Source organism: Halomarina salina, assembly GCF_023074835.1.
In the GTDB taxonomy this organism is placed as follows: Archaea; Halobacteriota; Halobacteria; order Halobacteriales; family Haloarculaceae; genus Halomarina; species Halomarina salina.
In genome coordinates this window covers 51,988-72,050 of the sequence record NZ_JALLGW010000005.1, presented here as the reverse complement: position 1 = coordinate 72,050, position 20,063 = coordinate 51,988, and the positions used below count along the sequence as shown (strand labels likewise).

Below are 20,063 nucleotides of genomic sequence, written 5' to 3'. Positions count from 1 at the left end.
AGCCGAGTCTGTTCGGCTCCTCCACGCTTCCGGGAGCGACAAACAATACTCAAATTCGCACCCGTCCATGTGCAACGGTCGGTGGCTGGGGGCGGCCTCCGGTGACTCGAGAGAGGCCATCTGCGGTACGTTCGAGACGCTTTCGGGCCCGCTGTGAGTGGGCTAGGCGTCGCCAAGCCGCTGCTGGAGTCGGTCTTGGACGCGCTGGGCCTGCTGGTCGGTGAGGTCGGCTTCGGTATCGACGCTGATGCCGGGAATATCGACGATGTCCTCGAGAGCGTCTGAGAGCGTCTGTTGACTCTCAGGGAGGACTCGTTCGGCATTCGTATCGGCTCGCCGGTCGTGTTCCTGCATCGCCAACTGAATCATCATCGCGGGCTTCCTGAACAGTTCTCCGGCGACTTCGAGGTATTCCTGGTAAGAGTTTGAGGCCATCGAGCCGTCGTATTCCTCGAGGAGTGCGATGAGCAACGAGATCTGAATGTTGAATACGGTGGGGCGGCGTGCGGGCTTGGCGATTGAGGTTGCACGCTCGGCGGCTCGTTCGGCGTATTTGAACGCGACTCCCCAGTAGGTGTAGCAGTCTTCGAGCGAGAAGGGGAGGTCGTCGAAGTCGTAAGCGATGGCGCGAGTCCGTCGGATGGCGGTATCGACTTCGACCATCCGCGTGTCGATGTCGTCGTAGATGTTCCGCCACCACTCGCTGATTGGGACGCGACCCTGTTTGCGCTCGTGGGCGGCGTTCGTCGCCTGCCCGTAGTGGCGTCGAGTGTAGCGCTCACCCATATCGGGGAGGACTGTCCCCGAGTCGGGGAAAAACAGGATGGGTCGCGCCCAGAGTGTTTGCGTGCCTCGGAAGTCGTATCCGGTCAGAAAGCCGCCGTAAACAACTGTCTCCGGGGCATCGGAGTCGGAGTCGGTCTCGGCATCACTTGTGTCACTGTCGGTCTGAGCGGCGCTGACGACGCTCGTGATACCATCTTCGTCGACGGCGTCCTCGAGGTCTGCTTCCTCACCGGAGACGACGTGGCGGAGGCTGGGACAGATGACGACCATCTTGAGTAGGCCACCCCAGTCGCGGTAGGACACCCATCCGAAGGCGTCGGTTTCGCCGCGTTGCTGGAGCGCACTGATGATGGGGAGATACGCGTCCTGTGGGTTGATGATGCTGTAGGAGTCGCTGGCGATCTGCCAGCGGAATTTGACGTCGTAGCCAAGCGCGTTCAATGCTTTCCGGCGGTCGTCGACGATATCCTTGTGATCACGGACTCGGACGACGGCGTCGGCGCTACTCCCAGCGGCGAGGTCCTCAAGTGAGCGACCAGTCGCGGCTTCGAGGGCGTCGATATCGAGGCCGTGCACATCGCGGATGGCGGTGATATCGACGCGGCCGCTCGTCTCGACGAAGTCGTTGGTCGCCCAGAGTTCACCCGGACTGGCCTTCGGCAGCACGCGAATCGCCTCTTTGAACGAGCGAGGTGAATCGGCGAGACACCGGGTTTCCGATGGGATTTCGTCGGGATACGACCCGCTGTCGGTCTCGGTGAGGCCGGCGAATTTGATGTCGGTCTCTCGGGTGAGGAGATCGGCCAGGGCAACGGCCGGGCGGTCGGTCACCCCGGACGCGTTCCCGCTGTTCGCGTGCTGGGTATCGTTCGTGTTCGTATTCTTGCCCTCGGCCGTGGCCTTGGTCTCGGTCGAGGTGGGCGATTCGGTATCGGACGTGGTGGTGGGTTCTGTGGACATTGGAGTGGAGTGTTTCCTCGTACGAAAAGTGGCAACCACCGATGGGTGGCACAGCAGTTGTCCGGAGAGACCGGAGAACGGAGGTGGAAGCACGGTCGGGGGCGGTGCAACGGTTCGAGAAGAGGTGAGCGAAGAGGGAGGTCAGGACAGGAGCCTCAGCGGAGAGGGGAGAGGAGATCAGAGTGAACGGGAAAGTGGTGCCTCTGACAAGTGGCGTGTCGGTGCGTCCTCTGTAGGGGAGAAAGAACGGAGGGTGTTCCATTCTGGGGATGGAGAGCGAATTGTGGCACGCCCACGCGGAACCGCGCTGGGCTGTTGGTGTCGACACAACGCGCTAGGAGCGCTCCGTGTGGGTGTCCGCCCTCCACCGCTCCCGGGGGAGACAAAACGAGTCCTACGCAACGGCTGGACCGACCGGCGAGTGTAGTCTGTTGCGTAGGAACAAGCAGACCGTAGGCCGCGGAGGAGAGGAAGAACTCAAGAGAACATGTAGAACCCGTGTTCTACGGGTACTGTCGAGGTGGGGGCGAGCTGTGGCGTCAGGCATCGGTGCTGTCTGCGAGGGCGCTCCGGAACGTCTGTTGGGCGCTTTCCCCGCCCGTGGCTTCCGAAAGCGTCATCTCCCGGCCTTCGTGTTCGGGGATGTACTCTTCGCCGCCGAAGTACTGGACGAGACCGGGGCGAGCGGCGGTGAGTTTCTTCGCGGTCGCTTTGCTGATGCCGTTCAACCGATCGTGGTGACGACCGAAGCAGATCCAGCCGGCAAGGTCGCCCATCGTGTCGAACTCGCGGACGAGCGTACCGCGGGCGTTCGAGGGAATGGAGAGACCCGGAACCCGATACAGAGTACTCGAGGAGACGGAGTCGGTACTCGGGTCTTCCTTACCGTTCCAGATGGCGAGGAGACGACGGAGGTTGTCGCGCCGGTTGCCGCTGGGCCAGAGGACGTCGTCGTATTTCTCTGCGAGTGCGATCTCCTCGGCGTACGTGATGGCGTCGAGGTCAACGTCCTCGAGAGCGGGCATATCCTCTGGGCTGGGGGCGGTATTCGCTGGGTAGTCGCGACCGTCGATGGCACGGACGTAGTCTGAACTGCGGAAGTCACTCCGCTTGATTTCCCAGGTGTCTTCGGTGAGTTCGCGCCGGACGAAGTTCTCGGCGAACAGGTGGTGGTGTTCGACGGCGTAGTCCACGCCTTTGTACGGGGCGAGGAGCGCGATGGCGAGTTGGCAGGCTTTCTCGTCGGAGGCGTCGGGCCCCCAATCGAAGCCGCCGGGGGCGACGCGATGGACGAACAGATGCTTATCCAGGAGGTTCTCCCCGGAGTAGACGAAGTTGCCCCCGATGGAGCGTTCGCCTCGGTACGGTTCGGTCTTCCACTTGGTCTTTCTGGAGTAGTCGGTTTTGGCTGGCATAGTGTGGGGTGAGGTGGTTAGCCGGTGGCGTGGTCGGATGCAGGCGGGCCGGTCGGTGCGGCGCCGTGGTCGCGGTCGTGATAGATGAGGTACTCGTCGCTGCGGAGGAACTCAAGGACGCAGTAGGCACATCCGGCGTGGTCGGCGGGCCAGCTGTCGAGTCGGTACAGCGTGTGCGAGTTCCACCGACAGTACGGACATTTGCGTTGGTCGCCGGACTCGGCCTCGGATTCAACGAGCGAGAGTGGCGCTGCGTAGCGGTCGAGAGCCATCTCAGCCGAGCGCCCCGGTGAGATCGGTGTTGTTCTGGGTGGATTCGCTCGGCGTCCTGGAGATGGAATCGTCGTCGAGAGTGAGGTTGAGGTGGTGTTCGCCGACGGGAGTCTCGGGCGTGTCGGGATGGAAGACGCGGATGGTGATGGCGTCCTTGCGGGCGGTGCGGTCAATGGTGACGATGAAGTTGTCCTCGAAGCGAACGTCGGCGTAGGTTTCGCCGTCGCTGAGGGTGGTGAGGGAGTTCATGAGAATTTGGGGAATGCACAGAGTGTGGTGGTTGGTGTGCGATACGACGGGATGGGCGCGTCGACTAGTCGCTCTGGATACGCGGGGCGAGCATCGCGAGGACGTCGCATTCGCCGTCGCTAAACTGGTACTCGAACATCATCGGGAAGTCGCCGCCGAAGGTGAGCGTGATCTCCGTGCTCTTAGGGAACTGTTTGGAGATGTCGTTGACGTAATCGAGGCTGTAGAGTGCGTTGCCGTCAGCGGCCGTGAGCGCGACGAGGTCGTCATCTGCGAGTTCGACACTGACGTTGTCGGTGTCGCCTTCGGCTTCGATATAAACGGTGGTCTCGGCCTCGTCACAGCGGAAGCGGATGTGGTCGGAGACCATATCGGCGGCCTTGACGCCACGCGAGATTTGTGCTTCCTCGAGCGTGAGGGAGATGGGCAGGTCCATCTCGGGGATCTCGGGCTCTTTGCGGATGCTGTCGGGGTCGATGAGGGCCATCGTGAACTCGACGCCGTCGATGTGGATGACGAGCTTGAACGACGTGGTGTTGAACGAGAGCTGGACGAGGTCGTTTTTCTTGGCGAGTTTGAGGACTTCCTCGAAGCGTTCGAGGTTGACACCGAGGACTCCCTCGGTAGCGTCGTAGGACTCGAAGGCTCCGGCGGCAAGGGTGACGTCGTACATCGCGACGTTGGCGGGGTCGACGGCTCGGGTGTGGATACCGTCTGGGCCGACGCGAATTTTCGCTTCGTCGACGATGGCGCGAAGCGTGCTGACGAACTCTTTGATCGCTCCGCCCTTGATGGCGGCCGTGAACTGCTGGGGCGGGCTCATGACGATCTCTTCTGCGTCGTCGTCACCCTCACTTTCGGGTTCGCTCTCGCTTTTGGTGTCCGTCTCGGCGTCTCCGTCGGTGTCGGTGTCGGTTTCGACGTTGGGGCCGGATTCCGGTTCGGCTTTTGTTTCGACCTCGGGTTCCGGTTGGGTGTCGATCTCGGATTCGGATTCGGCCTCAGATTCGACGTCGGGAGCGGTCGCGGGCTGTGCGTCGGCGGTGTCGGATTCGGTGTTGGTACTCATCGGTTTCGAGCGTGTTCGGGGGTTGGTCTGCGTCGGTACGGTTCTGGGTGCTCGACCGTGCTTCAGTGGTCGAACTCAGCTGCTCGTCGAGTCGGGCGAGGAGTTCGCGAGCGAGCAATGCAGTCACGGTGTGGATGATGCTCATCTCTGTCCCCTCACCGCCCTTGGGGGGCCAAAACTGAGCGTGGGTATCCAACGGGAGGGGAACCGTCGATGTTGAGGTGGTCGCGCAGGACGATACTGAGGCGCTGGTCTGGGTTGATGGCTGCGAGTTGTCGACTCTCGGGGACGGGGTGTGTCGAAGTCCTCGTCATGTTTGAGACTCGGAGGTGGAGTTCGAGTGTGACTGCGCGTTCGTCTCGGGAAAGTCGATGGCGTCGGGGTCGGTAGCGAGGGCGCGGGCGGCCCGGTCGAGTTCGACTTCGTCGATGGCGATGCTGACGAGCGCCTCGAGTGCGTCGTCGTAGGCTTGCTGGGCCACGTTCGGGTCGGATGCTGCCTCGAGACGCTGTCGGAGTGAGGTCTGGAAGCGATTCGCTGCACGTTGGTGGCTGAGTGTGCCCATTCTGGGTGTCCTCCACCGATTTCGAGGGAGACAAACGAGGCGGGGGTTACTTCTACGCAACAGAGTAAATTCGGTGGTCGGTTCAGTTGTTGCGTAGGACGACGAACCTGCGCGGAGCGATGCCGCGCCGACCGACCGGCCTACCTGAGGTAGTCGTCAAGATTGCCGTCTGGATCGGGGAGATCACCGGCATCGTCGAGCGAGAGAAGTTCCCGGCGGATGTTCCGGATGGTCGTTGGAGTGGAGAAGCCTGCGTCGCCGAGTCGCTGTTGCGTGAGCCGGAGGTTGGTGAGATCGCTCTCATCGTGAGCGTGATAGAGGCACGCGGCGGCGACGCCGGCGGGTTGTCGGCCGTTGGCGAGGACACCGACAGCGGGGGCGGTGACGAGTTGGTGGGCTCGTCGTTCGACCAGGGGGTGGGCGTCGACGGCGTTGGCGAGTCGAGGGAGGAAGTCCTGCGGGAGCGGCGGTGGCGTTGCGAGTTCGAGCTCGCGATTCAGCAGTCGATAGGCGCTTTTGATATCGGATTCGTCGACGCGGGCAACGGCGGCAAGTTCCTCGAGGAACCGTGGCAGGCGTTCGAGGCGACAGGCGGCGAAGATGCTGGCGGTCGCGATGGCTTCGATGGAGCGCCCACGGAGGAGATTACTATCCCAGGCGTCGCGAAAGAGTCTCGCAGCGCGGTCGTGGATCGGTGCGGGGAGTTCGGCCGCACTCACGAGACGGGCGATTTCGCCAAGGCCGGTACGGAGCGACTGGTCGTGAGTGGTGCTCGCCTTCGCGCGGTCGTCCCACTTCCGAAGGCGTGTGAACTGGCGCTGTGTCTTCGATGAGAGTTCGTTTCCGTAGCCGTCGCGGTAGGAGCCAATCTCGGTCGGGAGTCCCTTGTCGTGGCGTCTGATGGTCGTGGGAGCGCCGCCCCGAGCAGGTTGTCTTTCGCCATCGGCGGTTGTCTCCCACTGGAGTTCCCGATCAAGAAGGTCTCGGGCGACCACGAGGCCACACGCCTGACAGAAGGTTTCAGTCTTGTCGACGACGAGATGTTCGTCAGTCGCACACTCGGGGCAGCAGTGGTCGGGGTGTCGGTGCTGGCGTTCGGTCTCGGAGGCTGTTGGTGTTCGTTCGTCCGAGTCCGGATCGTCTTCGGGCCTCAGAGCTCGTCTGGGGCGTGGTGTGGTCGTCCGAGACGGGTGCGGGATAGTGGCGGAACTGGTGCTGGCGTCGCCGGTGAGAGTGCGCTGGGACATGGAGAGTACGGTGAGAAGGGGAACGAGACAGCCCCTCTAGCGAGGCGGGGGCGACAAACTGAGCGCCATCAATAGGCAGCGCGAACCAGTCGTCACCGAATCATCCACGGGAGTTCGTGGAGGTTGGTGAACAGGCGGATGGTCTCATCGAGGGCTTCATCCCCACCGTCTTGTGCAGCGGCGTGGGCTTTCGCCGCGTCCAGGAGTGTCTCGAACGCCGGGCGGCATTCATCGTCGATGACGAAGTCGTCGTAGTCGAGGAAGGCGCGCTTGCGGAACTGGAGGTCGTCGTAACGCCAGTCCGACCAGAGGTCGGCGAGTTCGACCTCGTATTCCTGGCCGTTGTATTCGTCGTGGAGACGAACGAGTCCCCGGTCGGTATCGCAGGAGACGATACGCCGGACGTGGCCCGTCCCGTCGGTGATGAATACTTTGGAGTACGGAGCGACCTCGGCGATTCCGAGGTCCACGGCCATCGTCTGGAAATCGAGTTCGCCATCTTCGGTGTGTGGGTAGCTGGCGCGACAATCCAATCGGTACTCGCTCGTTCCTTCCACGTCAACATCGGTAGTTGCCTGGATGCTGTCGGTGGGCGTCGGTTCATCGTAATCGTTAGACTCGAGGTCAGATTCGTGAAGCACGCGGCGGGTATCCGAGTCGTGGACGCGGAGTTGTCGTTCGTAGCCGTCGTCGACGTTTTGGCCGCCGAGGGCGAGGACGAACCACCCGGAGTCGGGTGAGCCACGCGTGGCTTCGAGGACGCGGTAAACGCGGCCGGTCTCTTCGTCGAGGAAGAAGACTGCCGGGGGGGTTTCGTAGTCGATTTCGCGAGCTTTCGAGAGGGCGTGGAGAACGCATCCCTCGTCGAATCGCTCACGAAGGTCGGCAAACGTGTCTGGCGTATCGGTTGGATTTGAGTTCATGAGTGGCTGGATGACTGGCTGGCTGGTCGTGGAGATGCACAGTTACCGGGCGCTCCCCGGGGTGTCACTCGGGCGGGGCGGAGGGGGATTCGAGGATTTCGTGGACGTCGGGGTCGTACCGAGCGTGGAACGCGTCGAGTACGTCGCGCTGCCACCGTTCGTGGCCCGGATCGCCGAGCCTCTTGATGCCGAGGCCGTTCGAGCGCGCAACCTGTTCGAGGTCGATGCACTGAATCGAGGAGACGTCGCCGCCGTCGCCGGCGGGGATGTTAGCGGCGTCCAGGAGTGGGGTCTCGACCCAGGCGTCGAAGCAGTTGTCGCTCGAGGACGTGACGACGACGCCGTCGGTAGCCCCGGAGAACAGTTCGGTGGTGATTCGACCGAGATTTTGGTAGACGCCGGGGGGATGACGAGGAGGTTGCGTTCGTTGTCGATGGTGGATTCGGCGCGAACCTGCCGGGGGTGGCCTTTGAGGAGCCACTGTTCGTCGGTGTTGAGCCAGGCGCCACGGATGAGGTGCTGGATCGCAGCGTCGAGGTGGTCATGCGTGCGGTACGTGAGGTAGCCGGAGAGTCGAGCGTAGAACGTCATGAGAGAGTCTGGTAGTGACGTGAGTCATGTGTGAGTGGGACTCGAGAGCGTCCTCGAAGTCTGAGTTGCGGGCCCGGGGGCGACGAGCACTCAAGCCAGTGAGACGTGGGTGATTTCGCCGTCGGGGTCGACCGTGTACTGGTAGCCGACGAGCGGAAAGCGGCATTTCTCGTAGCCGGCGGTCTGGACGATGAACAGTTCAGTGAGGTATTCTGCGAGTTCGCGCAGGAAGTCCTCGGTGTGCTCGTGCTGGTAGTCGTACACGAGGTCCTCGGTTTCGGCGTCGATGAAGGCGTCGCGGTCGTCGTCGCTGAGGCCCTCGAGATCGCCGTCGGCGTCGAGGTGGTCCCGAGCAGCGTCACGGACGGTCGGGCGGTGTGCTGGCCCGAAGGAGGCGTAACCGTACAAGACGAGATACGGTGATGGCGTGTCGCCAGTCTCGGTATCGCTATCCGTCTCGGCGTCTTGCTCAGGTTCGGGTTCGGGTTCGATGACGTCGGCGGTGAGGTCGTCGAATGGGCCGGTTCCGAGGAGCCACTCGGTGAGGAAGGAGCGGAGTTCGTCGACGCGTTCGTGGTCGACAGTCGGTGCGTTTGAGGCGGTGCTGACTTGGAGTGTTGCCATTGGTGATTCGGACGGGTGCCCTCCACCGATTCGAGGGAGACAAAGTGGGCGTGCTGGTGGGGCGGGGCGACTCAGATTGAGGAGCATCGCTGTACAAAAAATGGGCGTCGCGTGTGGAGTGTCACCCGCGTTCGATTCGGTTACTCGAACGCGGATGAGACGTGGGTGGGATGCTTGCGTATCCCCCTGAGAGAGAACGACCGTGCCGGAGTGCTGTTGTGGAAGGCCTCTTGCGACGAATCACTCCTCCAGGCCGGCGTTGGCGACGGCCGAGGCGAGGGCCGCTTCGTCGATGGCCCCCTCTTCCGTCAGCTCCTCGGGGTCGGACTCGCCGTTGCTGTCGATATTGCTGTCAGTGTCGTGGTCGCCGTCATCGCTCTGGTCGGCGTCGTCGGCGTCGTAAACGCGGGTGGAGCCGCCCTTGGTGTCGGCCTCGACCTCAACCTCTCCCTCGGTGTCGTCGTCGTAGGGGACAGCGTCCATCCCAACGTCTTCGCGAGCGTCGTTGAGGGCATTGCGGTAGACCTCGAGTGAGAGGTTGTCCCCGTACTGTTCGCGGCTCATCGCGATGTACGGGGGCGTGCCGTTGCCGTCGTCGTCCTCGTAGGCGTCGAGGCGGGCAGCCGTCCGGTCGATGGTTTCGCGCACCCACTGGTTGCGGGTGGCTTCATCGACGCGGGTGATGGTCTCGGGGCGGAGTGAGACGTTCACGTTGCCGTCGTCGGTTTCGTACGTGCTGGGCTTGGCAGTGATGGCGACGTACGCGGGGGGTTCGAGGCCGGAGAGAAACGCGGTGACGTCGGGCTGGTACTGACCAGCGTAGACGAACACCGTGCCCGTGGGATCGACGATTCGGGCCTGCCAATATTCGCTGTCCTTGCCAACGTCGTTGACTTCGGTGACGGTCCCGACGAGGAAGTAGCGGTTCGCGGTCTCGCCGCTTGGGAGCAGCGCGAAGTTCGGGGCCCGCTCCTCGTCGCTCTCTTTGAAGACGTGGGTTGCGTCGTTGAGTTCGACGGCGAAGGCGCGCTTTGCGACCTGTCGGCCCTGTCGCTGGGTGCTGTTGCTGTCGGTACTGCTGTCGGCTGTGGATGCTGAGTTACTCATTATAGTGAATTGGAGAGGGTAGTGGCGGGGCGTGGGCCTACGGGAGTGGGTCGGCCTCATCGACGAGCAGGTATTTCCCGATGACGCGGCCGCTGACTCGGTAGTAGCGACCGACGAGGGCGTCGGTGAGGTCGTTCGCGACGACGCTCGTATCGAGAGCGTCCATCGCTTGCTGTTTGGCCTCCTCGATGGTGATGTCGGCTAGGGCTTCGGTCGCCTCCTTGTCGAAGATGGCGTGCTGGACGCGCACGCCGTCGTCGAAGACGGCCTTGATTCGGAGGTCGAACTCGCCTTCGACCGTTCCGTGTTCGGCACACCGGCCGTTCTGGAGGACGCGCGTACAGCCGTCGTGGAGACAGCGCTTGATGAGCCCGCTTCCGGACTGGATCGCGACCATCGGGGCCTCGATGGTCAACTCCTCGGCGTTGTTGCCGACTTCGATATCGTCATCCACGGGTTCGATGACCGATCGGGAGTTGAGGTTGATGGAGTAGCGGCCTTCGTACTCGCTGGTGACGACGTTGTAGAGACGGTACACGCCGTCCTCCTTGAGTTCGGGAAGGTCGGCTTTCGCCCACTTGGTGAACTTGAGTCGGCCGCTCTCGTCGCCGATGAGTCCGACCTGGGCGATGCTGTCGCTAGTCGGCTCCCATAGGTCGACGACTTTGACGGTGACGCTGACCCACTGGCCGTCTGTGTTGATTTCGTCGAGCGTCGTGTCGCCGGCACTCTGCGAGGGGAGTGCGAGGTCGTCGTATTCGATGCCTAGCACGTCGAGGTAGTGGTTGCGCGTGGCGCGAGTAGCCTCCTCGAGCGGCACGTTGTAGCCGTTGACCATCTGGTCGAGCCGGGTGACGATATCGTCGACACTCGGAAGGACTTCATCGCCGGCATCGTCGGGGAACTGTTCGATGAGGGTGGTCGCGGCCGTCGCGAGGTCGTCGCTGGAGGCGTTGACCGCCGAATCTGCGGGTGTTGCGTTGGTGGACATTGGTTCGAGTTTTGGTTCGATGGCTGTTTGAGGTGTCTTCTGGGGGAGTTTCTCCACGAGGGAGACGGGCCGAGAAGCGTCGGAACGAGGCACACGAGAGCCGTGCGAGACACGGTATCTCTCGTCTCTCCTCCGATTCCCCTCATCCCCCGTGGGGAGCAAAAACTCTGGGAGGGTTGCTGGTCGCGACGGCCTGCGAGTCCTGTCCTGCTCGGTCAGCGAGCGTCTTCGAGGCTTATGGTTTCGTCGGCGCTGATCCATCCGCCGAGGGCGGCACGCTCGATAATGGCGAACGACCCGTCTTGGAGCGTGGCGAAGCGCGTCCCGACGGTCGGGCCTGGCCCCGGCGAGTCAGGCCGGTATCGGTCGTCGGGATTGACCGCTCGCGAGGGGTCTTCGCCGTCGACGATATAGAGGTCGAACAGCTCCTCGTTGGTGGGAAGGGATTCAGGTTCGATGTCGTTGCTATCGCTGTCGGAGTTGGTGTTGGAGCACATGGGGGTCTGGTGAATCGTGGTGTGGATGGTGCGGAATCGAAGCGAGTCGAATCGAGGCGAAACGAGGCGAGCGGTATCGAATCGAACCGAATCGAACAGTGGTGGTTAGCTGTCATCGCGCCAGCGCTGGCCGCAACTGGCACACGAGAGGAGTCTGGTCGGTGGCTCGTCGATAGAGCGGAGTTGGACGAGCCGGTAGTGCGCCCGGTCGTGGGAGCACTCGGGACACCGGCAGGTGGTCGTGGGCAGGCCGAGGCTCGGCTCTGTCGTCGCCGTTGTCTCGGGGGTGTCGGGAGTCGTGACGCCGGTAAGCGCGTTCGTGCTGGCGTCCTCGGTGGCTTCTATGGACTGGTCGGTAGCGTCCGAGTCCTCGTCCTCGAGTGCGGTTCCGAAGTGGTCGAGGTTTCGCACGAGCGCCCAGAGGCGGCGCTTGCCCTGTGGGACGGGATGGTCTGGGACGGACGTCGAGTCGGGCTGCGAGGTGGCGATGACGTCGTGGACGGCGGCGTGAATCGCGTCACGGTCGGCGTCGACGAGGACGGAGACGACGGTGGCTTGTTCGCGCCACCAGGTCGGGAGTGGGACGTCGCCGTCTTCGTCGAATATCTCGGTGGCTTTGAGCCATTCGTGGGCGTCCATCTGCCCGCTCTGTTCGGCGTCGAGACGGTCGACCGGCGTGTGGACGGGACGAGAGACTTCCTGCACACCGGGTGTCCCAAGGGCGGGGATCGAGCAGCCGCCGTGTCGCTGGAACGGTTGTTCGATGCCGCGTTCGCGATTTCGTTTGGCGTATTTCGCCCAGTCGACGTTGGGGATGTCGCCGCGTGGCGCTGGCCCGTCGCCGGCCTCGATGACCGTGATGCGAGTCTCGGAGTCGGCGGCGAGCGTCGCCTGTCCCTGGTATTTCCCGACTTTCCCGGCGACAACGCGCACGAGGTCGCCTTCGTGGAGGATGGTTCCCTGACTGGATTTCGTCCAGACGGTGAATTTGATGGTCCCGGTGTCGTCTTCGATGAGGCCGACCTGCTGTTGGGTGCGGGACTTGGGTTGCCAGAGTCGCGTGACGGTCCCCTGGATGTCGGCTTCGAGGTTGTACTTCGAGGGGATGATCGGCACTGAGGAGATGGGCTGGATGACGCCCGCTTCCTGGTAGAGTTCGTCGAGGACGTTCGATTGGGCGGTGAAGAGGTCCTGCCCCCGGGCGACCTTGCTGCCGAGGCGGTGTTCGATGATGGTCTTGTTCGGGGGCGTGACGAGCCGGTCGGTGATTCGGTCAGCAGCGTCGTGAACGCGCTGTGTGGTTTCCTCGTCGAGATGCTCGAAGGGGTCGTAGGAGTGGATGTTGTCGCCGATGACGCGGTCGTTGTAGTCGGCACGGCGCTCGCGGCACTCACTGAGGAGTTCCTCCCGGCGCCGTGTCTCGCGGTCGATGCCCGCGACGTGGGCGGCGAGGGCTTTCGCTCGCTGGCGTTTCCGCTCTTCACGAAGTCCATGGAGGCGTTCTTGGGCTTCGAGTGGGAGTCCGGTGAGGTCCTCGTCGGTGAGGTCCATCGGATCGATGTCGCGGGCTTGGGTGGTGCGGAGGCTTGCGCCGACCCAGTAGGCGTCGAGTGCCTGTTCTCCGGTACCTTCGATTTCAAGGCCGAACTCGTCGTATTCGGGCTGGGTCCGGGCGGCCATCATGAGCTCACCTGCGTTCTCGAGTCGGACGCCGAGGCAGTCGCTTTCGAGATGGGGGCTTTCGTAGAGCCCGCGTAGCCGGAGTTCGTCGAAGCGGTCGTCTTGTTCGACGTCGCTGTTCGAGAGGCGTTGCTGTCCGTCGTGGTAGTATGTCATCGGTAGGTCACTCCGTGGTGGATGATTCGGGAGGCGGACGGCTGTCGGCCATCCTCCTCTCGAACTCCCCTCGGCCCCCTTGGGGGGCCAATACTGAGCGAGAGCTAGCCGAGCCCGGTCTGTGGAGGCGGAGTTCGATTACCAGCGACACAACTTGGTACAGTCCTCACAGGGCTTCTCGAACAGCGTATGTGACGTGGAGCCCGGAACGACCGAGAGTGGACGACAGGATGCGGAGGTTGGGTAACATAGTCCCGTGGCAAAATACTATATTCCCGCACCACAAAGGAACCAGTATGAGTGATCGAGCGCCGGCCGAGTTCGCGGATATCAACGAGGAGGTCCGAGAGGATTGGAAGGAGGAGACGACACCTTACGAGCGTGTCCGCCACGTTATCGCCCACACGTATTCACCCGTGTCGGCAGACACCGTCGCCGAGGACGCTCTCACCTCGCCGAAGACGGCTCGAAAGCACCTCAATGCACTCGCCGACGAGGGATTCGTCGTAACGGCTACCGGCGAACACGGTGGCACAACTTACCGCCGGTCCCCTGAATCGCTCGTCGTTGAGCAGGCGGCAGATATCCTCGAGCACGTCTCGACGGATGAACTCGTCACGCGTATCGGCGAGATGCGCGATCAGCTCAACGAGTATCGCTCTGAATACGGCGTTGATTCGCCCGAAGAGCTAGCCGTCGAGCAGACGAACCAGACACTCGGAGACATAGCCTCGGATCAGCAGGCTATCGATTCGGAGACGATTCAAGAGTGGCAGACGCTCCGGCGCAACCTCGCGTTCGCAAACGCAGCCCTCTCGATCGCGAATGCTGAACGATTCGTCGATGGCGATCGTCGCTCGACCGACCGCAGCATTTCGGCCTAGTCGATGTCGAAGCCAGCTGGAACGGAGGAGAGCCACTCGCTCCGTGGGCCGATTGACCGATCGGCCCTGATCACAATCCGCGATATTATCGACGAGACAGAGCCACTCGCGAAACCTTCGCTCGACGACTATCTCAACCCATCTGTACTTGAGATCAGCCTCGAGGATGGCCTTTGTGAGGCCGAGAGTGGTCGAATTGACGTTCAGTGGACAATCCGTGGAGACTACAAGTTTCACTATACCGACTCCAAGGGCGTGAACTTCCGGTGGGGAAAGCATCCACACGATGGAGACTATATCCACGTGCCTGGTCTCGAGCATTATCACCCACCACCTAATGCGAGTTCAGACCCGAACGAGGTTGAGGAGTCCTGCATCAAGCAGTCACCGGAGGCACTGGTTACTCGTGCTGTGCTCAAACTCTGGCGCGTCGCCTACCACAACCAGTCATATGACCCGCTGAACGCTGGAAGCAATCCTCCTTGAGACTCGACTACCAACAGAACCAGCGATGTATAGTTCCATCTTCGAGGTCCCTCGACGATATCGTTATATCCGGGCGTAGAGTAGCTACATTGAGCCTTGAACGGCTCATCATAACAAGCTCGGAAAGGCAAACTCGCCTTTCCACTCTACTTTCGGCGAGCGGGAGCGCCGTTCTATGAGCGAGTATCCGTCCTGATCGCTTCTGTTCGACGTGGGCGTTCGCGGGCGGTCGTCCTTCGCGCACCGGAGGCCCGTTGAATGTACGCGGAATTGCGGGGGTCTTCAACAGAAAACCGACAGACAGCGCAGGGATACCACGATACAGTTATCATCGCTGTTCGCGTCTCTGAGAGTGGAAAGCACGGCGCTTTTCGAGCTTGTTATGAGTGGATACACCGACAGGTCCGACCTCACCGAGGACGGACAGCAGAGCGGCAGTACCGAAATCGAACACAACACCGAAAATGAGCACCCCACCCACACTGTTCGCCTGGTCTCAAAGGCGGCAGACCACGGATTCCCGGCGACGGTTCGCCTCTCCACCGAGGAGATCCGCCGTCTCGACGACGGAGTGGAATCCCCGACGATTCGTCGGTGGCTCAACCTCGATGCAGACACGAACGCAGACGCGAGTTCCCACTCGCCGTCCGCACTCTCGACAGAGCGTGAGTTCCGTGGCACTGTGGATGGACAACACTCGACCACCGAATCTGACTCCGAATTCGACACCGATGTCGACGTCCTCGTCGATGTCGATGCCGGTGTCGACTTCGAGCGTGAGTCCGAGCGTACTGGTGCGCACGAGTCCGGTTCTGAACTCGAACTCGAACGTGAATCCGAGGGCGTCTACGGCTGGTACGATGACCAACCGATGGTCGCGTCTCGGAGTGATGAGCGGAGGACTGAGATGAACGCTTGCGGACGACCCGCTGATGCGCTCTCTGAATCTGATGTCATCGCACGTGGGCAGTACATCTACATGGGCCACGACCGCCTGACCGACCCGACTGGCGATCAGTTGACGGGCACGGCGTCTGGCTTCGATGAGTACGACCCCATCAGTTCGACGGATGTTCCGGTGCGCCTTGGACGAACACTCGTCCCTGAAGACCAGCTGGATGCACACACTCGCCGACTGCGTGCGCTGAAGATCATCCCCGAGGATGAGCAGACGCCACGCGAGGCAGAGGGTGTCGGAACGGACGACCTGGAAGTGACGCTTCCCTCTGGGGAGTTAGTCGCACTCCGGACTCTCGTTGCGAATCCAGCGGAGTACTCTCGGTCGTCGATTCCTGGTATCGAGCGCCGACTGGCGTTGGATGCAGAGCTGAAGAGAGTCTCTGCGGGAATTGACGCTGCTGGACACCTGACTGGCCTGGCTGCGACGTTGGATGCACACACCGAATTGCTCGCTTGCTATCGTAGCGCGTGTGCTGGTGTTGCTCCTGAGCGTCGTGAACAGACCGTCGCCCAGCAGCTCTACGACCTCGCCGAGCCCCTTCGGGAGCTCGCCGCCGAGGATTCCGAACTTCGTGAGGAGGTCTTGGCCGAAGCACGCAGATTGCTACAGGCTGAGACCGTCCACGAGATTCGTCGCCGACCCGTCGAAATCGCGTCTAATCTTGCACAGGGTGTGTTGGATGGACAAGATGTGACGTCGGCCTTCCTCAGACTCCTCGAAGACGAAGCAACGAACCCGAGGAATGTCCTGCGAATCAACGCGATTCTACAGGCGAACCTCTGGTCCTCAAAAGGCTATCTCACCACGCAAGGCGTCGTGAAGAAGGTCTACCATGCTGACGTCCCTGGATTGAAATTCGGGATGATCGTCAAGGATGGAGATCGCCGCGAGGATGAAGTTCGTGTCTCTGTCTGGGAGTCAAGCGAAGAGGAGATTACTGCATCAACGGCCGACCCGGATGACGCCGATGGAGAAGTAATCATCTCGAAGAAGATTCTCACCGAGCCGAACGAAGGTGACGTGGTCCGCCTGGTTGACTTCAAGTTACCGTACAAGAAGTCCAACCAGACGTATCAAGGTCAACCGAAGCTCGACTCGCGTTGGGAATCCGAGATTCAGATTCTCGAGCGTGCACCGGTCACCCCATCGACTCGCTCGACGCCTGCGACACCTCAGCGTGTTAGTCAGTCGTCGCAATCGTCTGATGCTGGTGAGGCTGTTCCCCGGAGTTCCGCTGCGAAGTTCTCTGGTGACGTTTCGACAACCTGGCCTTCGCCAGTGCTGGTCGAGACGCTCATCGAAGACGAACTCGCTCGTGTCTCCGACCGTGTTCAAGCAATTACTGAACGCAAACAGCTCGCACATCAAGAGCGTCAGATGAAGCGAAATCGCCGATTCCTCAAGGACCACCCTGAGGCACTCGGTCTCTTCAAGGCAAACGCGTTGATGAGATTCGTGAACGGCGACTCGTCTCGTGACCCCTCGTCGTGTTGGGTTTGTGGTGTCCGGAATGAAGACATGAACTACGATCCGGTCGTAGCGTCTCGATTCCACCCACTCTGCCTGGCACGCGCTGGTGTTGAGAGTTGTAAGGAATACACCGAACAGCGTCTCACCGAGTACACCGAGTCACTCGACGGAGGAGCTGCCTGAGTATGTGTATGAGCACAGCTGATACCCGCACTCAGGTTCGGATTCAGGCTCAGATTCGACAGACCTCGATAACGGTACTCCCCGTTACCCGGTTGTGTCCTGAACTGTAACGAACCCTAGCACCCCCGAGTTCCCTACCGATCGAACTCAGAATTCCAACTAAACTCTCTTTCGAAAACTGGACATGAAGCCGCCGAGCAGCGCCTCAGCCTCCCGAACCGTCGACCACGACCCCCCAGAAGCAGCCTGTGCTCCGGTCGATATCGTGCGGACCAGAATGTGGTGGATGTAGTTCCACATTCAATGTAGTCAACGAGTCCTCATACGGGTGAGACGCATATGGAACAACAGTATGACGACGTCTCGGCACGGTGAGGAGGAGACATGGTTTGAGGTACAGCTGTCGGTTCCATGGGTGGTGGCGGGAACGACGGGCGTCCAGGACGTGATCAACATCGCGGTGTCGGAGGTGGGCAAGAGGGTGAATCAGACGTCGGCGCGGTACTCGGAGATCGTCGTTCAGGACGTTGCGTGTCCGTCCTGCGGGTATGAGTATGAGGCGGCGCTTTCGACGACGGATTTCGCGTTGGTGGTCTTGACGGTGTTGGCGCAGTTCGAGGCGTTCTCAGCGGAGGAGAGTTCGCGCATCGCGAAGCGGGAGTTGGGTGTGCGAATGAAGGATATTCCGTTGACTGTCTTGGGGGTTCGGCGGGCGTCGTCAGGAGTAGAGGAGCCAGCGGTGGAAACGGCGGCGGAGCCGGACGCGGTGACAGACGCGTCCTCTGGGGACGGGTCGGAGATTGACGTCTTGAGGCTGGAGGAAGCGGCGGCGGGCGAGCGAGCGAGGAGCGCGCGAGGCGGCGAGACGAAGTAGGGATACACAGATGGTGCGTGGGTCGGGGTCGTCCCCACGTTGTCGGGGTGTTCGGCAGGGTGACTGAGAGTGCGGCGGCTTCTGGGTGGTTCAAGCTGGTCTGAGCAACAGCAGTTCACCACAATCTTCCTAGGTATTCGAACCCAGTATTCTGATTGTGACCCCGAAAGTCATAATATTTATTATGTTAAAGAGACAACTGATGTCGTGCCCAAAACACCCTCCAGGGACGGACGACCCCCCTCCACAGATGGGCACACATCCACCGGGGATTAGGACAGTTTCCCACGTCTCCTGCCACGAGCGAGCGAAGTTGCTCGACCAGTGCCGAGCGTAGGATCAGCGGAGCAGTCTCCGGCGGCGAATTCGCCGCGGATGACTGTATCGCCGAACCCGATAGCAAAGCCAGTCCCGATCCCACTGCCCGTGGAAGCACGGGAACTCGGCCTCTTACGGAAGGATGGCCGGGGACACCCTCCTTGCGAGAAAGTACCATAAGCCTCTGGTGAAATCCTCAGAGCTTGACAGGATATGCGTGCAAGATACAGCGCGCGAGTCGGTCAGCGTCAATGAGAACAGGCCCGTAGCGTGGAGCAGCGAGGGCAGGTTACGGCCACAACCCTCGCGCTTCATGCGCCTCGGCAATCCGGGACAACGCAACGATATAGGCTGCATCACGCCAAGTGACGTCGCGTTGTTCGAACTCTGATCGAACCGCATCCCAGGCAGCCCGCATCTCCGCTTCGAGTTCATCGTTCACCCGTTCGAGCGACCATGCTCGCCGATTGATATCCTGGAGCCACTCGAAGTAGCTTACCGTCACTCCACCAGCATTGGCGAGAATATCGGGAATCACTGCGACACCTCGCTCTGCAAGAATAGAATCCGCGGTCGAGATCGTTGGGCCGTTCGCACCTTCGACGACGAAATCCGCTGCAACCGCCTTTGCATTTTCCTCGGTGATCACGTTCCCCAGTGCTGCTGGGATGAGCACATCGACATCGAGCGTGAGTAACTCGTCGTTCGAAATGACGGTGTCCGCGTACTTGGTAACTGCTTCCGGCTCTTCGTCGTGTGACGGGACTGAAGCCGTGTCGACCCCTTCTGGTTCGTACATCGCTCCATTCACGTCGCTGACTGCGACGACAGTCGCGCCCCACTCGTCGAGCAGTCGAGCCGCATTCGCGCCAACGCTCCCGTATCCTTGGACAGCAACCGTCGTCTCCTTGAGCTTGCGGTCGTAGTACTCACAGACCAACTTCGTGATGATCGCTACGCTCCGTCCGGGGGCTTCTTCACGGCCTTCACTACCACCGACCACCGGCGGCTTGCCGGTGACAACACCCGGTGTCGTCTCGCCTTCCTGCATCGAGTAGGCATCCATCAGCCACGCCATCGTCTGAGGGTCCGTCCCCATATCGGGAGCAGGGATATCCTGGTTCGGGCCGATGACGTCGCGTATTTCTTGTGCGAACCGGCGAGTGAGCCGTTCTTTTTCGGTCGAACTCAAATCCTTCGGGTTGGCGGCAATGCCACCTTTTGCCCCGCCGAAAGGCAGATCCATAACGGCACATTTCCAGGTCATCCACATACCGAGGCCGACACACTCGTCTCGGGTCACGTCAGGGTGGTATCGAAGCCCGCCTTTGAATGGACCTCTGACACTATCGTGTTGGGCTCGGTAGCCCGTGAACACTTCGACGGTACCGTCATCCCGCTTGATTGGGACCGTTACTTCGTGGACCTTCTTCGGATATTTGAGCCGTTCGACGATACTCGGGTCGATGTCCAGGTGATCAGCAGCGTGGTACAGCTGCCGGCGAGCCGTTTGGAGCGCCGATTCCGATTCGGACGACTCCACGGCATCACCTGGTTCGTCACGGAGGGGGTCAGTTTGGGATGCCATGGTTATTCCAGTGGGACCTGCCGATTTCGCATCGAGCCACTACAATCGGGACACTGGCCGGGGCTGTTCTCAGCGATGATGATGTTGCCACACGTGAAGCACTCGTATGGGGTTTCTCCGTCGGGTTCGGGGTCGACATCTCTCATGGAAGTTCACGAGTGCCAGC

Annotated in this window: 20 protein-coding genes; 6 read left to right on the top strand and 14 right to left on the bottom strand. The window is 61.4% G+C overall.

Going from position 1 to position 20,063, the window contains the following annotated elements; translation table 11 throughout:
• Positions 1-162: 162 nt before the first annotated feature.
• The 7 genes from MX571_RS21285 to MX571_RS21255 all read right to left on the bottom strand — a co-directional run bounded on the left by MX571_RS21285 (position 163) and on the right by MX571_RS21255 (position 6,564).
• A complete protein-coding gene (locus MX571_RS21285) occupies positions 163-1,617 on the bottom strand; it encodes a hypothetical protein (protein WP_247421402.1) in 1,455 nt (484 codons plus the stop codon).
• A gap of 668 nt (positions 1,618-2,285) precedes the next feature.
• Positions 2,286-3,161 (bottom strand): DUF6166 domain-containing protein, encoded by an 876-nt coding sequence (locus tag MX571_RS21280; RefSeq protein ID WP_247421399.1) that lies wholly within the window; start codon positions 3,159-3,161, stop codon positions 2,286-2,288.
• Positions 3,162-3,178: 17 nt separating this feature from the next.
• Complete coding sequence (locus tag MX571_RS21275) at positions 3,179-3,433, bottom strand: hypothetical protein (protein ID WP_247421398.1); 255 nt, start codon at positions 3,431-3,433, stop codon at positions 3,179-3,181.
• A gap of 1 nt (position 3,434) precedes the next feature.
• Complete coding sequence (locus MX571_RS21270; RefSeq protein WP_247421397.1) at positions 3,435-3,683, bottom strand: hypothetical protein; 249 nt, start codon at positions 3,681-3,683, stop codon at positions 3,435-3,437.
• 64 nt (positions 3,684-3,747) lie between these two features.
• Positions 3,748-4,752: a DNA polymerase sliding clamp gene (locus tag MX571_RS21265; protein ID WP_247421394.1), complete on the bottom strand. Its 1,005-nt coding sequence runs from the start codon at positions 4,750-4,752 to the stop codon at positions 3,748-3,750.
• 310 nt (positions 4,753-5,062) lie between these two features.
• Positions 5,063-5,317, bottom strand: coding sequence for a hypothetical protein (locus MX571_RS21260; RefSeq protein WP_247421391.1), 255 nt, complete (start codon positions 5,315-5,317; stop codon positions 5,063-5,065).
• A gap of 140 nt (positions 5,318-5,457) precedes the next feature.
• Complete coding sequence (locus MX571_RS21255; RefSeq protein WP_282594763.1) at positions 5,458-6,564, bottom strand: transcription initiation factor IIB; 1,107 nt, start codon at positions 6,562-6,564, stop codon at positions 5,458-5,460.
• A 116-nt stretch (positions 6,565-6,680) separates the two neighbouring features.
• Between MX571_RS21255 and MX571_RS21250 the strand changes: the two genes are divergently transcribed.
• Together MX571_RS21250 and MX571_RS21245 are read left to right on the top strand one after the other, a co-directional pair.
• On the top strand, positions 6,681-7,304 hold the full coding sequence (locus MX571_RS21250; protein WP_247421372.1) for a hypothetical protein: 624 nt from the start codon (positions 6,681-6,683) through the stop codon (positions 7,302-7,304).
• Positions 7,305-7,485: 181 nt separating this feature from the next.
• The gene (locus MX571_RS21245) at positions 7,486-8,052 is read left to right on the top strand and encodes a hypothetical protein (RefSeq protein ID WP_247421370.1); all 567 of its coding nucleotides are present in this window, start codon (positions 7,486-7,488) and stop codon (positions 8,050-8,052) included.
• Positions 8,053-8,168: 116 nt separating this feature from the next.
• Here MX571_RS21245 and MX571_RS21240 read toward each other — a convergent pair whose 3' ends face one another.
• The 5 genes from MX571_RS21240 to MX571_RS21220 all read right to left on the bottom strand — a co-directional run bounded on the left by MX571_RS21240 (position 8,169) and on the right by MX571_RS21220 (position 13,133).
• Entirely contained in the window at positions 8,169-8,702 is a 534-nt protein-coding gene (locus MX571_RS21240) for a hypothetical protein (protein WP_247421367.1), read from the bottom strand.
• Positions 8,703-8,942: 240 nt separating this feature from the next.
• Complete coding sequence (locus MX571_RS21235) at positions 8,943-9,869, bottom strand: RPA family protein (RefSeq protein ID WP_247421365.1); 927 nt, start codon at positions 9,867-9,869, stop codon at positions 8,943-8,945.
• Positions 9,847-10,800 (bottom strand): replication factor A, encoded by a 954-nt coding sequence (locus MX571_RS21230; protein WP_247421362.1) that lies wholly within the window; start codon positions 10,798-10,800, stop codon positions 9,847-9,849. Before MX571_RS21230 ends, MX571_RS21235 begins: the two co-directional genes overlap by 23 nt.
• A 215-nt stretch (positions 10,801-11,015) precedes the next feature.
• Complete coding sequence (locus MX571_RS21225; protein ID WP_247421359.1) at positions 11,016-11,297, bottom strand: hypothetical protein; 282 nt, start codon at positions 11,295-11,297, stop codon at positions 11,016-11,018.
• A 105-nt stretch (positions 11,298-11,402) separates the two neighbouring features.
• The gene (locus tag MX571_RS21220) at positions 11,403-13,133 is read right to left on the bottom strand and encodes a hypothetical protein (RefSeq protein WP_247421356.1); all 1,731 of its coding nucleotides are present in this window, start codon (positions 13,131-13,133) and stop codon (positions 11,403-11,405) included.
• 296 nt (positions 13,134-13,429) lie between these two features.
• Here MX571_RS21220 and MX571_RS21215 point away from each other — a divergent pair, with 296 nt between their 5' ends.
• From MX571_RS21215 to MX571_RS21200, 4 genes are all read left to right on the top strand, one after another.
• Entirely contained in the window at positions 13,430-14,017 is a 588-nt protein-coding gene (locus tag MX571_RS21215; RefSeq protein WP_247421355.1) for a DUF7342 family protein, read from the top strand.
• A gap of 3 nt (positions 14,018-14,020) precedes the next feature.
• The gene (locus MX571_RS21210) at positions 14,021-14,503 is read left to right on the top strand and encodes a toxin-antitoxin system TumE family protein (RefSeq protein WP_247421353.1); all 483 of its coding nucleotides are present in this window, start codon (positions 14,021-14,023) and stop codon (positions 14,501-14,503) included.
• Between the two features lie 352 nt (positions 14,504-14,855).
• Positions 14,856-17,117 (top strand): hypothetical protein, encoded by a 2,262-nt coding sequence (locus MX571_RS21205; protein WP_247421352.1) that lies wholly within the window; start codon positions 14,856-14,858, stop codon positions 17,115-17,117.
• 352 nt (positions 17,118-17,469) lie between these two features.
• Positions 17,470-17,991 (top strand): DUF555 domain-containing protein, encoded by a 522-nt coding sequence (locus tag MX571_RS21200; RefSeq protein WP_247421350.1) that lies wholly within the window; start codon positions 17,470-17,472, stop codon positions 17,989-17,991.
• 607 nt (positions 17,992-18,598) lie between these two features.
• Here MX571_RS21200 and gdhB read toward each other — a convergent pair.
• Positions 18,599-19,897: a glutamate dehydrogenase GdhB gene (gene gdhB / locus MX571_RS21195; RefSeq protein WP_247421349.1), complete on the bottom strand. Its 1,299-nt coding sequence runs from the start codon at positions 19,895-19,897 to the stop codon at positions 18,599-18,601.
• 2 nt (positions 19,898-19,899) lie between these two features.
• Entirely contained in the window at positions 19,900-20,043 is a 144-nt protein-coding gene (locus MX571_RS21190) for a rubrerythrin-like domain-containing protein (protein ID WP_247421348.1), read from the bottom strand.
• Positions 20,044-20,063: the final 20 nt, after the last annotated feature.

Bases quoted from the DNA above. Each gene is read 5' to 3' on its own strand.
- MX571_RS21280 (WP_247421399.1), bottom strand. From the start codon at position 3,161: ATGCCAGCCAAAACCGACTACTCCAGAAAGACCAAGTGGAAGACCGAA.
- MX571_RS21275 (WP_247421398.1), bottom strand. From the start codon at position 3,433: ATGGCTCTCGACCGCTACGCAGCGCCACTCTCGCTCGTTGAATCCGAG.
- MX571_RS21270 (WP_247421397.1), bottom strand. From the start codon at position 3,683: ATGAACTCCCTCACCACCCTCAGCGACGGCGAAACCTACGCCGACGTT.
- MX571_RS21265 (WP_247421394.1), bottom strand. From the start codon at position 4,752: ATGAGTACCAACACCGAATCCGACACCGCCGACGCACAGCCCGCGACC.
- MX571_RS21260 (WP_247421391.1), bottom strand. From the start codon at position 5,317: ATGGGCACACTCAGCCACCAACGTGCAGCGAATCGCTTCCAGACCTCA.
- MX571_RS21255 (WP_282594763.1), bottom strand. From the start codon at position 6,564: ATGTCCCAGCGCACTCTCACCGGCGACGCCAGCACCAGTTCCGCCACT.
- MX571_RS21245 (WP_247421370.1), top strand. From the start codon at position 7,486: ATGAGTGGCTGGATGACTGGCTGGCTGGTCGTGGAGATGCACAGTTAC.
- MX571_RS21240 (WP_247421367.1), bottom strand. From the start codon at position 8,702: ATGGCAACACTCCAAGTCAGCACCGCCTCAAACGCACCGACTGTCGAC.
- MX571_RS21235 (WP_247421365.1), bottom strand. From the start codon at position 9,869: ATGAGGCCGACCCACTCCCGTAGGCCCACGCCCCGCCACTACCCTCTC.
- MX571_RS21230 (WP_247421362.1), bottom strand. From the start codon at position 10,800: ATGTCCACCAACGCAACACCCGCAGATTCGGCGGTCAACGCCTCCAGC.
- MX571_RS21225 (WP_247421359.1), bottom strand. From the start codon at position 11,297: ATGTGCTCCAACACCAACTCCGACAGCGATAGCAACGACATCGAACCT.
- MX571_RS21220 (WP_247421356.1), bottom strand. From the start codon at position 13,133: ATGACATACTACCACGACGGACAGCAACGCCTCTCGAACAGCGACGTC.
- MX571_RS21215 (WP_247421355.1), top strand. From the start codon at position 13,430: ATGAGTGATCGAGCGCCGGCCGAGTTCGCGGATATCAACGAGGAGGTC.
- MX571_RS21210 (WP_247421353.1), top strand. From the start codon at position 14,021: ATGTCGAAGCCAGCTGGAACGGAGGAGAGCCACTCGCTCCGTGGGCCG.
- MX571_RS21200 (WP_247421350.1), top strand. From the start codon at position 17,470: ATGACGACGTCTCGGCACGGTGAGGAGGAGACATGGTTTGAGGTACAG.
- gdhB (WP_247421349.1), bottom strand. From the start codon at position 19,897: ATGGCATCCCAAACTGACCCCCTCCGTGACGAACCAGGTGATGCCGTG.
- MX571_RS21190 (WP_247421348.1), bottom strand. From the start codon at position 20,043: ATGAGAGATGTCGACCCCGAACCCGACGGAGAAACCCCATACGAGTGC.